The following is a 15,415-nucleotide window of genomic DNA, read 5'->3' on the forward strand; positions in this document are numbered from 1 at the left end:
CCTATCCCTATCCCTATCCCTATCCCTATCCCTTGTCCCTAACGTCCCTGGAAAAGCCGGGTCGCCAGGCTTTCCGGCAGCGAGGCGGCACGGATGGCGGTGGCTGCCGCGTCGATGTCATAGGCGGTCCTGCGGAACGACAGTTCGCCGAGATCGGTGTCATAGAGCCCGTAGGCCGCTGCCGGATTGCCGTCGCGCGGTTGGCCGACCGAGCCGATGACTGCAAGCCAGCGCCGCGGCGCAGTGAGCGGAATGCCGATCTCGGATGTCGGGGTGAACACCGTGACCTTGCCGCCCTGACTGCAGCCATAGAGGCAGGGACGATGCACATGGCCGCAAAAGCTGAGGCGCGGCGTGCAGCCATCGAAATGCGCAAGTGCTGTCGTCGCATCGGTGACATAACGAAAGCGGCCGGGTGCCGAGCCGTCGGCATGCACATAGAACCGGTCCTCTTCCTCGACCGCCATCGGCAGGCCAGCGAGATAGGCGCGCTGGCGCGGCTCCAGCGTCATGCGTGTCCAGTCGATGGCGATGCCGGCGGCCGAGGTCATCGAATAGCCGGGATCGACGATCGCCTGGTCGTGATTGCCGCGAATGACCACGGCACCTTCCGCCGCAAGCGCGATCGTCCGGTCGACGCACCACCGCGGGTCGCCGCCGTAGCCGACGATATCGCCGAGAATGACGAAACGCGCCGCACCACGGGAAAGCGCATCGGCGATCACCGCCTCATAGGCCTGGCGATTGCCATGGATATCGGACAGCAATGCGATCTTCATGCAGTCGATGGCCCTCCCGGCCGTGATCTTGCCCCTCTGCTCTCCAGAGGCAGATTGCCACCATAGATAGCTTCGGGGACGGACGCCATTGGCCGGAAGGCGAAGAGGAAGGCGAAGAGATTGACCCACGTCATCTGGCTGTCAGGATTGCCGATGTAGCGTAGGTCGCGACAACCCCTGTCGCGAGGCACGATCATGAACAGCCAGGACATTCAGTCTCCCGCCATGCGCGCCAGCGTCCTGCTGGACGAGTTGACGGTATTGCGTGCGCAGATCCTCGATGACGCGCCGGAACGGGTCGCCATGCTGAGTGGCGGAGAGACAGCGACTGATCCCGCCGTCGTCAACCTGGTTCACTATCTGTTGCTGCGCCAGCACGATATCCGGCCGCTGCAGCGTCGCCTGATGGCCCTCGGACTGTCCTCGCTCGGTCGCCTGGAGGGACGCGTGCTGGCAACGCTCGATGCGGTGATCGCAGCGCTTGCCGCCCTTGCCGGCCGCGACACACCGGTCGATCCGCCGACGGAAACGGAGTATTTTGCCGGCGAACTGCGTCTCGCGGACGCAGCGCAAGCCCTGATGGGGCCGGAACCGGACAGCCGTCGCACACGCATCATGGTCACCCTGCCGAGCGAGGCGGCCGATGGGCCGGACCTGATCCTCGATCTCGCCCGCGCCGGCATGGATGTCGCGCGGATCAATTGCGCCCATGATGACGTCAAGGCCTGGACGCGCATGGCCGGCTTCGTCAGGGCGGCCGCCAAGGTCGTCGGCCGCGACATCGCGGTGCTGATGGATATCGCCGGGCCGAAGATCCGCACGGCCGACGTGCTTTTGCCGGAAAAGAAGGCGCGCCTGCAGGTCGGCGATCGGGTGCGACTGGTGGCGCAAGGCAAGCCGCGGGTTTGCGAAACCGCCCGTTTTTCCGCGGGTGTCTCCCTGCCGCAGATCGTCACGCGGCTGCGCATCGGCGACAGGCTTCGCTACGACGACGGAAAACTGGAAGCGGTGGTCGAAAGCCTGTCCGACGGCGAGGCGGTGGTGCTCGTGCGCAAGACAAAGGCCGGCGGCACCAAGCTGAAGCCGGAAAAGGGCATCAACCTGCCCGATACGTCGCTCGGGCTTTCGCCGCTGACCACCAAGGACGAGACGGATCTGGCCACGGTGATCGTGCTTGCCGATATCATCGGCTACTCCTTCGTCAGCGAGCCGGAGGATATCGATCTTCTCGACAGCGTGCTGGAACAGCATGGCCAGACTGGCCGCACGCTCGGGTTGATTGCCAAGATCGAGCAGCCGCAGGCGGTCAGCAATCTGCCGGCGCTGATCGTTCGTGCCCGAAAGCGTGGGCCCTTCGGCGTGATGATCGCGCGCGGCGATCTGGCGGCCGAGATCGGCTTTGAACGGCTGGCCGAGATGCAGGAGGAGATCCTGTGGATCTGCGAGGCGGCCTCGGTGCCGTGCATCTGGGCGACGCAGGTGCTGGAAGACATGGTTAAGCAGGGCATACCGACCCGCGGTGAAATGACCGATGCGGCCATGGCCGCCAGGGCCGAATGCGTGATGCTGAACAAGGGTCCGGCAGTCGTCGAAGCCGTCAGTCTGCTCGACCGGCTGCTGGCGCGGATGGACGGCCATGTGTTCAAGAAAACGCCGACGCTGAGGGCGCTGTCGTCCTGGCAGTGATGCCTGGGATCGATGAGCGAAAGCCGTGGGGCTCTACCGTCGAGCAAGGTGTAGCTTATTCTGCCGCCGCCCGCTTTTGCGAATAGACCTGGGTGATGAAGGCGCGCAGCGCCGCCGGCTTGACGGGCTTGTGCTGCAGGGTGATCGAATGGCGCTCGGCTTCGGCGCGGACTTCCGCCGTGCGGTCGGCGGTGATCAGCAGTGCCGGCAATTCCATCTGGTAGAGTGCCCTGAGCCTGAGGATCGCGCCAATGCCGCTGCCATCACCGAGATGATAGTCGGCAATGACCAGATCCGGCGGAATTGTTTGGCTGGAGATCAGGGTGTCCATTTCCTGGATGGAACCGGCGCATTGCACGCTGCAGCCCCAGCCGGAAACCAATAGCGCCATGCCTTCGAGGATCTTCGGTTCATTGTCGATGCACAGGACGCGGAAACCCTGAAGGGTCAGGTTCGATCTCTCGGCAGCCGAAAGCGGCACGACGCTGGCGCTCACCGGCTTGGCGATTTCGAGCGGCATGACGACGCGGAAGGTCGTACCCCGGCCGGGCTTGGAGGTCAGTTCCACCGGATGATGCAGCACGCGGGCGATGCGATCGACGATCGACAGGCCGAGACCCAGACCGGACGCTGTGCGCATGCCCTCCTCCAGTCGGGCGAACTCCTTGAACACGGTGCGGAATTTCGACGCCGGGATGCCGATGCCGCTGTCGGTGACCTGGATCACGACCTTGTCGCCCTGCAGCCGCGCGGCGACCACGACGCGGCCGGCCGGTGTATACTTGATCGCATTGGAGACGAGGTTCTGCACCAGACGGCGCAGCAGCGTGGGATCGGAACGAACCGCAAGCTTGGTCGGCCTGACCACCAGTTTCAGGTTCTTTTCCCGCGCCATCGGGGCGAAATCGGTTTCGATGCGCTCCAGCAGGCCGTTCAGCGCCACGGTGGAGAAACGCGGCTTCATCGCGCCGGTGTCCAGACGCGAGATGTCGAGAACGGCGCCGAGGATGCTTTCGACCGATTCCAGCGCGGAATCGATATTGCGCACCAGCGCGCTGTTGTCGGACGCGCCGAGGCGCTCGACCAGCGATGAGGAATAAAGCCGGGCCGCATTGAGCGGCTGGAGAATGTCATGACCGGCAGCGGCAAAGAAGCGCGTCTTGCCGATATTGGCGTCGTCAGCCGCAGCCCGTGCTTCGGCCAGCGCGTGATTGACCCGCGTCAGTTCGGCGGTGCGTTCGCTGACGCGCTGTTCCAGCGTTTCGTTAGCCTGTTTCAGCGCCCGGTCGGCTTCGACCTGCGCGGTGATATCGGTGAAGGTCGCAACGATGCCCTTGTCCGGCATCAGATTGCAGCGCACTTCGAGGATACGTTCGCCGCCGGACAGGATGACGCGGAAGGGATTGTCGAACTGGTGGAAGTTTTGCACCACGGCCGCCTGCCCGGTTGGTGCCACGTCGCCACGCTGCGCCAGGATCGCGATGATGTCGGTGAGCGGAAAGCCGACCTGGCCGACATGTTCGGGCAGGTCGAGCAGGCTGCGGAAGCGCCGGTTCCAGATCGTCAGGCGGTCGGAGGCATCGAAGACGGCGATGCCCTGCTCCATCTGCGACAGCGCCGTCTGCAGCATGTCCTGATTGTATTGCAGCGCTTCCGACGCCTGGTCGAGCAGCCAGACCGTGTCGGCTGACGTGTCCTCTGCCTTCTGCAGGATCAGCGACAGGACGAGTCGGGCCGAGGACGAGCCGATGGCGCTGCCGAGCAGTTGTTCGGAGAAATGGATGAAGGCCATGTCGGCCGGGCTGTCATCTGCCAGCTTGCGGCCGGCCGTTTGTTCATAGGTGCGAAACGAGCGCTCCATGCGCTCATTGCCGAGATAACGCGCAATCGCCGCCTTCAGGTCGCCGACTGCGACGCTGGTTTTCCAGCCGCGCGTGGCAAAATGCGAGCGCGCATGACGCTTGACGAAGATATCGGACTGGATGCGTTCCACCGGCCGCGGATTGCGGCTGAGCGAGCCGATGATGAAGGCCGCCGTATTGACCGCGAGGCTGAACAGCGTGGCATTGACCATCGAATCGGCAAAGGCCGGCTCGAACATCTGCAGGCCGGGCAGCAGGAAACCGAGCACGGCCGATGCGATCCAGGAATGGTCGATGGCGCCAAGGCTGGGCAGGAACAGAAGATAGGCCCAGACGAAAAAGCCGGAGGCGAGGCCGGCGATCGCGCCGCGCGCATTGGCCCGCCGCCAGATCAGCCCGCCGAACATCGCCGGTGCGATCTGCGCGATCGCGGTGAACGAGAGAAGCCCGATCGAGGCAAGGCCGGTCGTATTGTCGGCCGAGCGATAATAGACATAACCGAGCAGCATCACGCCGAAGATCGCCGTGCGGCGGATATGCAGGAGCGTCTTGGCAAAGTCCGCCCGCTGGCTTGGCCGCTCGAGCAGCTTCTGGCGCAGGAAGATCGGCAGCACCATGTCGTTCGAGATCATGATGGCCAGCGCTACCGAGGCAACTATGACCATGGCGGTTGCTGCGGAAAAGCCGCCAATGAAGGTCAGCAGCGAGACGAGGCTTGCGCCGGCATTCAGGGGCAGCGACAGCACATAGAGATCGGCATCGCCGGTGCCGCCGAAGGTCATGATGCCGCCGATGGCCGCCGGCAGCACGAAGATGTTGATGGCGATCAGATAGATCGGCATCAGAATGCCGGCGAGCCTGAGTTCGCGCGGCGTGCGGTTTTCCACCACGGTCACATGGAACTGGCGCGGCAGCATGATGATGGCAAAGGCCGACAGCGCGATCAGCAGGATCCAGCGCGCCGGCGGCGTCTGGTAGGAGAGGGCGGCCATGACGGCTTCGCTGTTTTGCGCCTTGTGCCAGAGATCGGCCGGCCCGTCGAAGATGAAGAACAGCACGAAGATGCCGAGCGTCCAGAAGGCGACCAGCTTGACCACCGATTCCATCGCGATCGCCAGGATCAGCCCGTCCTGGTGTTCGGTCGCATCGGTGTGGCGCGTGCCGAAGACCACCGCGAAACAGGCCAGCATGAAGGCGACGATCAGCGGCAGGTCGATGAAATAGAGATTGCCGGTGCCGATGCCGTAGGCGCTGGGATCCATGACGGTGGCGACCGAACTGGAGACCGCTTTCAGCTGCAGGGCGATATAGGGGATGATGCCGACCAGGTAGATCACCGTCACCAGCATGCCGACGATCGGGTTCTTGCCGTAGCGGGCCGCGACGAAGTCGGCGCCGGAGGTGATCTTTTCGGTCTTGGCGAGTTCGACGATGCGCCTGAGCACCGGCATGCCGAGCGTATACATCAGGATCGGGCCGATATAGATGCCCATGAATTCCAGCCCGCGCTCGGCCGCAAGACCGACGCCGCCGAAATAGGTCCAGGACGTGCAATAGACCGCAAGGCTCAGCGCATAGACGGCTGGCCTGCCGCCTGCAGGCACGCCGCTGACACGCGATCTGCGGTCGCCGTAGCTGGCCACGGCGAACAGAAACAGCAGATAGCCGAGAGCCGAAGCTACGATAATCCAGCCTGGGAGCACTTTTTCCTCCTGAACGGCACCCGCCTGGAACTCTAGGGGAAGTCGATCGTTTTTGAAATCGCCTTCAACTTGGCCTTAAGTCGAAGATCAGATTGACCAAATCGAAATTTACCATTCCCGAATGGAAAATCTTTCTTTAACCATTGCGAAGGGATCGCCGCGCGCCGGCGGTTGGCTCAGCGCAGCACAAAAGGAGAGCGGTATGCTGAACGAATTCAAGACATTCATTGCCCGGGGCAATGTGATGGACCTCGCCGTCGGTGTGATCATCGGCGGTGCCTTCGGCCTGATCGTCAACTCGCTGGTCCAGGACATCGTCATGCCGGTCGTCGGTGTGGTTTTCGGTGGCTTCGACTTCTCCAACTATTTCCTGGCGCTGAGCGACAAGGTCACGGCGACGTCGCTGGCCGCAGCCCGCGAGCAGGGGGCCGTTTTCGCCTACGGCAATTTCATCACCGTGGTGATCAATTTCGTCATTCTCGCCTGGATCATCTTCCTGATGGTCAAGGGCGTGAACACGCTGCGCAAGTCGCTGGAGAAGCAGGAAAAGCAGGCGGCCGAAGACGCGCCGCCGCCGGCCGACATCCAGCTGCTCACCGAGATCCGCGACCTCCTGAAGAAGCCCTGATGCCGTTTGCGCCGTGGCCAATTCTGCAAGAGGGCACGGCGATCCATCACCTGAATCGATCCCTTGCTCAATCATTGTCATGGGATTTTTGCCCGCCGATCGGCTAGATCAGGTCCACTGATCCCTGGAGACGCCGATTCATGCCGTTTTTGAATGACCTTAGCGCCCGTGCACTTGCCGCCCCGGAGAGCGGCATTGTCGAACTGGTCAACCATGCCCGCACCCGCGACAACCTTCTGCCGCTCTGGGTCGGCGAGGGCGATCTGCCGACGCCGGACTTTATCAGCAAGGCGGCCAGCGATGCGCTGCTTGGCGGCGAGACCTTCTACACCTGGCAGCGCGGCGTGCCGGAACTGCGCCAGGCGCTGGCCAACTATTACAGCCGCCATTTCGCCGTCGACCTGCCGGCCGATCATTTCTATGCGACGGGTTCCGGCATGCAGGCGATCGTGCTCTGCGTCCAGGCACTGACCTCGCCGGGCGACGAGATGGTCTATCTGTCGCCGACCTGGCCGAACATCGTCTCGGCGATCGAAATCGCCGGGACCAAGGCCGTCGGCCTGCCGCTGACCTTTGCCGACGGCCGCTGGTCGCTCGATTTCGACAGGCTCGAGGCGATGATCACGCCGAAGACCAAGGCGCTGTTCATCAATACGCCGTCGAACCCGACCGGCTGGACGGCGACGAAGGAAGACCTGAAAAAGGTTCTCGAAGTCGCCCGCCGCCACGGCATCTGGATCCTCGCCGACGAGATCTATGCGCTCTATTATTACGGCGAAGGCGCGCGGGCGCCGTCCTTCCTCGACGTGATGGAAGAGGGCGACCGGGTTCTGTTTGCCAATTCCTTTTCGAAGAACTGGTCGATGACCGGCTGGCGCGTCGGCTGGATCGTTGCGCCGCCGGAAATCGGCCATGTGCTGGAAAACCTGATCCAGTATTCGACCTCGGGCGTAGCCGCGTTCATGCAGCGCGGTGCGATCGCCGCACTCGACCAGGGCGACGGATTTGTTGCCGAAAACATCGCCCGCGCCACCCAGGCGCGCGACATTCTCTGCGATCGGCTGATTGCCACCAACCGGGTCGAGACGCTGAAGCCCGAGGGCGCGCTCTACGCTTTTCTCAAGATCGACGGCATCACCGACAGCCGAAAGGCAGCCTTCGACATCGTCGACCAGACCGGTGTCGGCCTGGCGCCGGGCACCGCCTTCGGTGCCGGCGGCGAGGCCTTCCTGCGCGCCTGCTTCCTGCGCAATGCCAGACAGATCGAGGAAGCCGCCGACCGCCTGAGCCGCTATATCCTGGCGCTTTGAGCGCAGCGATCCGCGCTCTCGGCAATATCGGTAAAATTTGAACGATTTTACCGGGAAACATTTAAGCATGTTGCCATTTAAACCGGCAAAATCAGCGGCTTAGACAGCGCGGATAAACATTCGACAATGTCGCCGTGATTAGCTCTGCCCAAGAAGAACACTCGGGAAGACAATCATGGCGATCTTGGTCACCGGTGGCGCCGGTTATATCGGCAGCCATATGGTCTGGGCACTGCTGGATGCCGGCGAGGAGGTCGTCGTCGTCGACCGGCTGTCGACGGGGTTCCGCTGGGCTGTGGCGCCGCAGGCGCGTTTCTATCTCGGTGACATCGGCGAACCGGGCGTGCTCAAGCAGGTCTTTGCCGAAAACCGGATCGAGGCGATCATCCATTTCGCCGGCTCGATCGTCGTGCCGGAATCAGTGTCCGATCCGCTCGGCTATTACGAAAACAACACCGGCAATACCCACAGGCTGCTGAGCGCGGCCGTCAAGGCGGGTATCGACAAGGTGATCTTCTCGTCCACGGCTGCCGTCTATGGCCAGCCGGATCAGCCGCTGCCGATCCGGGAAGACGCCGCCTTGCGTCCGGGCTCGCCCTATGGCCAGTCGAAGCTGATGAGCGAATTGATGCTGCGCGACACGGCGCGCGCCCATGACCTGCGTTATGTCGCGCTGCGGTATTTCAACGTCGCAGGCGCCGATGTGAAGGGCCGGGCGGGCAATTCGGCAGCCGGCGCCACCCATCTGCTGAAGGTTGCCTGCGAGGCGGCGCTTGGCAAGCGCAAGTCGGTCTCGGTCTTCGGCACCGACTATCCGACGCCCGACGGCACCGGCGTGCGCGACTTCATCCATATCAACGATCTGGTCGACGCGCATCTGCGGGCGCTTGCCTATCTGCGCGATGGCGGCGAGCCGCTGATTGCCAATTGCGGCTATGGCCGGGGTTATTCCGTGCTCGATATCCTGCGCGCGGTGCAAGAGGTCAGTGGCCAGCCGATCGCCGTCGAATACGGCCCGCGCCGGCCGGGCGATGCGCCGCTGGTCGTGGCCGATGCGACGCTCGCCAGAGACCGGCTCGGCTGGGTTCCGCGCCATGACGATCTGGAGGTCATCGTCGAAACCGCGCTCGCCTGGGAACGCCGCCTCGACGACCTCGTCGCCCCCGACATCGACGGCCTGCGCCGCCGCCTGGTGGCCGGCGGCTTCTGATCCGCCCGGCCTTGCAGGCCCCGCAGGGACCGCGACGCGACATCGCTGTCCGGTGCCGCTGTTCCTGATTACGCCGTCAGGCGAACGGCCATCGTATATCCACCCTCGAGCTCGACCGTCAGCAGGCCGGGTTCTGCCGCTTCGGGCGCGCCGCACAGGCTGCCGGTGGTGATGATCTCGCCGGCCGAAAGCGAGCCGGCCGGCCGGTCGCTGTTCGATGCCCAGCCGCTCAGCCAGTCCATCACATTGCCGGTCGGATGGCGGGCTTCGGCCGCGTAGATCGTCGTCTCGCCAAGGCGCACGAGCAGCTGCTTTTCGCCATTGAGATCAAGCAGGCTCTCCGGCACGCTCGGCCCGAGCGCATAGCCGCCATTGCCCAGCCGGTCGGCGAGAAACAGCAGATAGGGCGCCTTGCCGCCTTCGGCGATGCGGCTGTCGAGGATCTCGACGCCGAGATGCACGCCCCCGATCGCAGCCCGGATCTCGTCAATGCTATAGCCTTCGGCGCGCGGCGGCAGGGCGGAGGCCAGCGTCACCGCGATTTCCACCTCGATCTTCACGCCCGCGCGCCAGGGAAATTCGGCGACTGTCTGGTCGCCATCAAGCGCCAGCGGCCACAGGCGGCCGACAACCGGAATACCGTCGGGCGAGCGCGCCACCTTGTAGCCGAGCGGCTCGGAAGGCAGCGCCGACGAGGTGATCTCCTGCACGGCCATGGCCTCGGCGACGCTGGAAGGCACGCCGAGTTCGGCGGCCGGAATGCGCGCCGTCGCTTCGTTGATCTGGGCTGCGCTGAACTGGGCCGCCAGATGCTGCGGGTCGAAGGGGACTGAAGACGGGTTGGTCATGGCTGATCCTGCGCGAGAGGAAAGGTGTCGGCTGCGGCCCGCTGTCACGGACGGCGCCGCACATCTCTTACAGGCCGTGAACCGTGAAGTCACCTCGCGGGCAGGCCGTGACAAGCGCCCCCGGCCGCGATCCGCCGATGGCGGATGCGCCTGAACACGCCGCGCCGCCGCACCAGACGCCGGCAGCCGGACACGCCGTCCGGGCCGCGATGACGACGGTTAACAGCAGATGAATAGCTCAAGCTTCAGCAATGCGTAAAATGCATAGGTGCCGTGAAAGCTTGTGTATTTCGTAAGTCGCAGCAAGCGCTTATATGCACATCATCGAAACGACGCCGGGACCGGAAAAGAGGTTGCTGACGTCAATACAGCCTCCGGAAAGGGGATTATCATGAACGTAGCACGCTCTTTCAACAACTGGCGCAAGTACCGCAAGACCGTCGCAGAACTCGGCCGCATGAGCGCCCGCGAACTCAGCGACGTCGGCATCAGCCGCGCCGACATCGAACGCGTTGCCCGCGGCGCATTCGCCCGCTAAGCCGCCACAACAGCCTATGCCTGCCTGCACGACGCCCGCTGATGACGCGGGCGTTTTTGCGTTTGGACCTCACTGGCTGGGGGATTGGTCGATCGCATGCGGCGACGCAGGCCCGTTGCTGACCTCGCCCGGCGGGCGCAGCAGGAGATAGGCCGAAACAAGGACGGCCGCTATGACGGAGAGGACGACGACAAAGGTCACCATTCCGGCTTTGGCGTTTTGATCGGTGCTTTTCATCGGGAGAAAACGGAGTGGGTGGCGCAAAGTTCCTCGGGCGGGTGGGGAGAGCATCGCCAGAGGCAAGATAAGGAAGAGTTTTCCGGTATGGTGAGCCGGTTCACTCGACAGAACTTGGGGAATTTTAAGAAATGTACTTTTAGAGAGATTTGAAATCGACGTTAGATAAATGAAATTAATTAGTTATGAGCGACTTCGTAGAATTTTGACGGACTGAAATTTGTTGTGGTTACGATCACGTCGGCGGGCTCACTGCGGCCATGAATTTGCGTCCCACATCAGTGAATCGTAGCTCTTTGAAAACACGGACGCCTGTCTGTGCTCTGCCGTAGTCGATTACGTCGTTCCCAGTAGTGCCGTCGTCCCATAGAGGTTCTTGCTTGGCGCTATCGAAAAATGCCGTGATGCCGAGTGCGTGCAGGTGCTGTCCGTAAAATTCGACATTCTCTGGGAAGACAAGAATGTGCCGTGGCACTTCATCGAGTTCCATTTCGGCGTTGCTGAACGTTGCTGTCTTGCCGTCAAAGGCTTGAGTGAACTGTTGGCGATAAGATCGAGATTCTTCTTTCAACAGTTGCCACATCGAATTGAGAAGTGTCGCCTCATCTTGCGATAGCTGCCGGACGATTTGCGAGAAAGCAGGGTGCGCGTTTTGCACGCGGCTCTTGTCCATGCTTGAGCTAAGAAGCTGCGAGAACATTTCGGATATTGGGCTGTCCTCTGGTTCATACTTGATGCCCTCAAGGACGGGGCCGAGAATCTGCTGCGCGGGTATAACACGGTCAACTTCGGGCACGCGGCGAACCGATGTGTCCAGAAACACGCGGTAACGGTCTTGAAGCGCTGCGACGAATTGGACTGGCGCGAGGCCAAGCAGGATGACCTTAGTGAGGTCTTCAACCAACATGCCGACCTGCTTTGCACCCGGTTTGAGCGCATCGTTGTAGGCGTCCTTGATGGGAATTTGCTTGGCAAGCTCTGTCGCAATCGCGGTCGAAAGGTCTGCTGACTCAGCCATATACAGTTCTCCCTAATATTGAACAGACATTGGCATTATCATGAGCGGCTGTTTTGCCACTCTTCAGGACGGCGATGTTTCCGCACCTTCTTGAAGTAGCGATAGTCCTCAAGGCGCTGCTTCACGTCATCACTGACTAAGTCCAACGAAGCGAGGAAGGTCTCCAGCTCATCCGGCGACGGCTGAAACCCGATACCTTTCCGCCTCTCTGATGAAAAGAACTCATTCCATGCCTTGTGCGCGTCCTCGTTGAGGCCGTTACCCAGCTTCCGCGTCACGTAGCTCGCGTAGTCGAAATCGATAAAAGGATACTCCACAGAGACCACGTCTTCGATTTTTTGTTCGGTAACGCCAAGAGTTTTCAGAGTGGAAACAACCGAAGCACGCATACGGTCCTGGCTCTCTATCTTCATGCCGCCCCATCGGCCATTGGACTGCATAGACCATAGCATGAACCGTGACTGCTCTTCGGCGAGTAAGTGCAACTGCGCGAGCGTGGCGCGGGCTTCATCGATCACTTCCCTCATTTCGCCTTCAAGGCCGTCCTTAGAGAGCTTGAATTTCGCGAGATCGTCAAACCGGGCAGCGACCAAGCAAATGAACGCGGCTAGCAATGCCAAAAACTGACCGTGTCTTTCATTCAGCAATAGATAGATAAAGACTGCGATCAGAATGACCGCGATACTATAGAACAAATTGCGCCAGAATTTTCCGCTCATGCTGATCCTTGAGTCCTGGAGATTATTCACGATACATGCACTAGCGGGGCGCATCAATTCGCTGTGGGTGTTTGCTTACAAAACGAAGTCCGCCGATTTCGCGGCGGGCTTGCGCTTAAGCTTCCGGGTTGCGCTCCATCGCCTTTATGACGATCTCGCGAAGATCCCCTTCGTGGCCTTCTGAAAGCCAGCCACGCCAACTGCCCGCGGACTGACGGCCCGCTATCCACGTATTCTCAGTCGTCGGCCGTGATTGCCCGCCTGCTAGCCAATAGCTTCAGTTCCGGGGAGAGCACCATCATGCGGCCTCCACAGGAATAGCGCAGCGGGAGGGCTCTAGCATTGCAAGAGCTTCAATTTTTTCAACGGGAGAAAAATGGTGCTGCTAGAGAGATTTGAACTCTCGGCCTCTCCCTTACCAAGGGAGTGCTCTACCCCTGAGCTATAGCAGCATCCGGCGAAGCGGATTGTCGTCGCCTCGGAACGAGGGGCCTATTGCCATAGCTTGATGGCGAGTGCAAGCCGCAAATCGAAATAGGCCTTGAAGATTTGTGTTTTGCACCGGTCTCCTTGCGAAGTCTCTGGTCAGGCATCAGCTTTTTCGCTATCAGGGCGCCATGAACGATGATCAGAAAAACCCGGAAAACCAAGGCTTTTCCACAACGGCGGTGAAAACCCCGCAAGGGGCTGCGGAAAACGCGGCAAAGCCGCAGCAACTGACCGAGGCCGATCATCGCCGTCTGCGCGCCGCCAAGAAGCTCAAGGAAAATCTCCAGCGCCGCAAGCAGCAGCAGCGCGCCCGCCGCGCCGGTGAGGCCGATGATACCGATGGCCTGCCTGCCGCAAATTCGTCCAAACCTGCTGATTAAAGGCGAGTGCATGCGGCGAATTGAACCGCTGCGGCTTTTCGTCTAAACACCCATCCTTCGCCATCTGGCGTCATCCCTTATTGTTCAGGAAAGGCGGGCTCTGCCCGTATCGTAGGCTTACATGGATCGCATCAGGATTGTCGGTGGCAATGAGCTCAACGGGATCATCCCGATTTCCGGCGCCAAGAATGCGGCCCTGCCGCTGATGATCGCCTCGCTGTTGACCAGCGACACGCTGACGCTCGAAAACGTGCCGCATCTGGCCGATGTCGAGCTGCTCCTGCGGATCCTCGGCAATCATGGCGTCGACGTCTCGGTCAACGGCCGCCGCGAGCACCAGGACGGCTCCTATTCGCGCACCGTGCATTTCACCTGCCGCACGATCGCCGAGACCACGGCACCTTACGAGCTGGTCTCGAAAATGCGCGCCAGCTTCTGGGTCATCGGACCACTGCTCGCCCGCGAAGGCAGAGCCCGCGTCTCGCTGCCGGGCGGTTGCGCCATCGGCACGCGTCCGGTCGACCTCTTCCTCGAAGGCTTGGCAGCGCTCGGCGCCGAGCTTGAGATCGACAGCGGCTATATCAATGCGACGGCGCCCAAGGGCGGCCTGATCGGTGCCAACTACACCTTCCCCAAGGTCTCGGTCGGCGCCACCCATGTCATGCTGATGGCGGCGTCGCTTGCCCGCGGCACGACCGTGATCGGCAATGCCGCGCGCGAGCCGGAAGTCGTCGATCTCGCCAATTGCCTGATCGCCATGGGCGCCAAGATTTCGGGCGCCGGCACCTCGACCATCACCATCGAAGGCGTCACCAGCCTGTCGGGCGCCCGCCACCGGGTCCTGCCGGACCGCATCGAGACCGGCACCTATGCCATGGCCGTTGCCATGACCGGCGGTGACGTGACTTTGGCCGGCACCGACATCACGCTGCTCGACACCGCCGTCGAAGCGATCCGCCGCGCCGGCGCCGAACTGATTGCCGTCGACAACGGCATCCGCGTCATCGGCCACGGCAATGCCATCCGCCCGGTCGACATCGTCACCGAGCCTTTCCCCGGCTTCCCGACCGACCTGCAGGCGCAATTCATGGGCCTGATGACCCGCGCCCAGGGCGTTTCGCATGTCACCGAGACGATCTTCGAGAACCGCTTCATGCATGTACAGGAACTCGCCCGCCTCGGCGCCAAGATCACCCTGTCGGGCCAGACGGCGCGCATCGAGGGCGTGACGCGCCTGCGCGGCGCCCCGGTCATGGCGACCGACCTGCGCGCCTCGGTCTCGCTGGTCATCGCGGGCCTTGCGGCAGAAGGCGAAACCATGGTCAGCCGCGTCTATCACCTCGACCGCGGCTTCGAGCGCCTGGAAGAAAAACTCACCCGTTGCGGCGCCGTGGTCGAACGCATTAGCGATTGATCGGCCCCCAAGTCTTTTTGCCCCATTGTCCGGTTGCCACTGGACAAGCGGCAACCTATGTCAAAAGGATGTGAGGCAGTCGCAGGATGGACGCGGTCGTTAAGATCCGCCGCCTGGGACGGCCGTTGACACGGGCAGGGTAACATGACGGATTTGAAGCTTCTGGCGCTTGATACGGATGATCTCTCGATCATCTCCGCCCATATGCAGGATGCGGTCTTCAAGGCCGGCGATCTGTCCTTTGCACCGCGTCCCGGCCTGTTTTCGCTGACGGTCAACCGGTTCGTCTGGGAAAAGGCAGACCGTGCGAAGAGCGGCCCGGACAAGAGCTATGAGCGCCACCGGGCGGTGCTCGGCTTCAAGCGCGTCTCGGCCGTGCGCTCGATCGGCTTTGACCGCAAGGGTGCCGACGAGGTTCTGTCGCTGCTCGCCATCCGCTTCGTTGCCAAGGGCGAGGGGCCCGACGGCGTCATCGAACTGGTCCTGTCGGGTTCAGGCATGATCGCGCTCGAGGTCGAATGCATCGAGGCACAGCTGACCGATATCGGCGGCGCCTGGGGAACGGCATCCTTGCCGGACCACAAGGCCGACTGA

The 15,415-nt window shown here is 62.2% G+C and carries 15 protein-coding genes and 1 tRNA gene; 9 read left to right on the forward strand and 7 right to left on the reverse strand.

Going from position 1 to position 15,415, the window contains the following annotated elements:
• Window positions 1-38: 38 nt before the first annotated feature.
• Window positions 39-779, reverse strand: coding sequence for a metallophosphoesterase family protein (locus LQ231_RS05180; RefSeq protein WP_230170547.1), 741 nt, complete (start codon window positions 777-779; stop codon window positions 39-41).
• Window positions 780-974: 195 nt separating this feature from the next.
• Here LQ231_RS05180 and LQ231_RS05185 point away from each other — a divergent pair, with 195 nt between their 5' ends.
• On the forward strand, window positions 975-2,465 hold the full coding sequence (locus tag LQ231_RS05185; protein WP_230170548.1) for a pyruvate kinase: 1,491 nt from the start codon (window positions 975-977) through the stop codon (window positions 2,463-2,465).
• Between the two features lie 55 nt (window positions 2,466-2,520).
• On the opposite strand, the gene LQ231_RS05190 is transcribed toward LQ231_RS05185, so the two are convergent.
• A complete protein-coding gene (locus tag LQ231_RS05190) occupies window positions 2,521-6,030 on the reverse strand; it encodes a PAS domain-containing hybrid sensor histidine kinase/response regulator (RefSeq protein ID WP_230170549.1) in 3,510 nt (1,169 codons plus the stop codon).
• A 202-nt stretch (window positions 6,031-6,232) separates the two neighbouring features.
• On the opposite strand from LQ231_RS05190, the gene mscL reads away from it, so the two are divergent.
• From mscL to galE, 3 genes are all read left to right on the forward strand, one after another.
• The gene (gene mscL, locus LQ231_RS05195; protein WP_007604551.1) at window positions 6,233-6,658 is read left to right on the forward strand and encodes a large conductance mechanosensitive channel protein MscL; all 426 of its coding nucleotides are present in this window, start codon (window positions 6,233-6,235) and stop codon (window positions 6,656-6,658) included.
• 140 nt (window positions 6,659-6,798) lie between these two features.
• Entirely contained in the window at window positions 6,799-7,968 is a 1,170-nt protein-coding gene (locus LQ231_RS05200) for a pyridoxal phosphate-dependent aminotransferase (protein ID WP_230170550.1), read from the forward strand.
• Between the two features lie 175 nt (window positions 7,969-8,143).
• Window positions 8,144-9,178 (forward strand): UDP-glucose 4-epimerase GalE, encoded by a 1,035-nt coding sequence (gene galE, locus LQ231_RS05205; protein WP_230170551.1) that lies wholly within the window; start codon window positions 8,144-8,146, stop codon window positions 9,176-9,178.
• Between the two features lie 68 nt (window positions 9,179-9,246).
• Here galE and LQ231_RS05210 read toward each other — a convergent pair whose 3' ends face one another.
• Window positions 9,247-10,026 (reverse strand): fumarylacetoacetate hydrolase family protein, encoded by a 780-nt coding sequence (locus LQ231_RS05210; protein ID WP_230170552.1) that lies wholly within the window; start codon window positions 10,024-10,026, stop codon window positions 9,247-9,249.
• A 391-nt stretch (window positions 10,027-10,417) separates the two neighbouring features.
• Between LQ231_RS05210 and LQ231_RS05215 the strand changes: the two genes are divergently transcribed.
• A complete protein-coding gene (locus tag LQ231_RS05215; RefSeq protein WP_007604572.1) occupies window positions 10,418-10,564 on the forward strand; it encodes a DUF1127 domain-containing protein in 147 nt (48 codons plus the stop codon).
• A 69-nt stretch (window positions 10,565-10,633) separates the two neighbouring features.
• On the opposite strand, the gene LQ231_RS05220 is transcribed toward LQ231_RS05215, so the two are convergent.
• From LQ231_RS05220 to LQ231_RS05230, 3 genes are all read right to left on the reverse strand, one after another.
• Entirely contained in the window at window positions 10,634-10,801 is a 168-nt protein-coding gene (locus tag LQ231_RS05220; protein WP_230170553.1) for a hypothetical protein, read from the reverse strand.
• Window positions 10,802-11,036: 235 nt separating this feature from the next.
• Entirely contained in the window at window positions 11,037-11,819 is a 783-nt protein-coding gene (locus LQ231_RS05225) for an Abi-alpha family protein (RefSeq protein ID WP_230170554.1), read from the reverse strand.
• A gap of 38 nt (window positions 11,820-11,857) precedes the next feature.
• Complete coding sequence (locus LQ231_RS05230; protein ID WP_230170555.1) at window positions 11,858-12,538, reverse strand: hypothetical protein; 681 nt, start codon at window positions 12,536-12,538, stop codon at window positions 11,858-11,860.
• Between LQ231_RS05230 and LQ231_RS05235 the strand changes: the two genes are divergently transcribed.
• Window positions 12,537-12,722 (forward strand): hypothetical protein, encoded by a 186-nt coding sequence (locus LQ231_RS05235; RefSeq protein ID WP_230170556.1) that lies wholly within the window; start codon window positions 12,537-12,539, stop codon window positions 12,720-12,722. The genes LQ231_RS05230 and LQ231_RS05235 overlap by 2 nt on opposite strands.
• A gap of 193 nt (window positions 12,723-12,915) precedes the next feature.
• Here LQ231_RS05235 and LQ231_RS05240 read toward each other — a convergent pair.
• Window positions 12,916-12,990, reverse strand: a tRNA-Thr gene (locus LQ231_RS05240).
• Between the two features lie 165 nt (window positions 12,991-13,155).
• Between LQ231_RS05240 and LQ231_RS05245 the strand changes: the two genes are divergently transcribed.
• The 3 genes from LQ231_RS05245 (at window position 13,156) to LQ231_RS05255 (ending at window position 15,415) form a co-directional block, all read left to right on the forward strand.
• On the forward strand, window positions 13,156-13,407 hold the full coding sequence (locus tag LQ231_RS05245) for a hypothetical protein (RefSeq protein ID WP_230170557.1): 252 nt from the start codon (window positions 13,156-13,158) through the stop codon (window positions 13,405-13,407).
• A gap of 121 nt (window positions 13,408-13,528) precedes the next feature.
• Window positions 13,529-14,821, forward strand: coding sequence for a UDP-N-acetylglucosamine 1-carboxyvinyltransferase (gene murA, locus LQ231_RS05250; protein ID WP_230170558.1), 1,293 nt, complete (start codon window positions 13,529-13,531; stop codon window positions 14,819-14,821).
• Between the two features lie 144 nt (window positions 14,822-14,965).
• The gene (locus LQ231_RS05255) at window positions 14,966-15,415 is read left to right on the forward strand and encodes a DUF2948 family protein (RefSeq protein ID WP_230170559.1); all 450 of its coding nucleotides are present in this window, start codon (window positions 14,966-14,968) and stop codon (window positions 15,413-15,415) included.

Origin of the sequence: Rhizobium sp. CECT 9324, from assembly GCF_918741265.1 — a bacterium.
Classification (GTDB): Bacteria; Pseudomonadota; Alphaproteobacteria; order Rhizobiales; family Rhizobiaceae; genus Allorhizobium.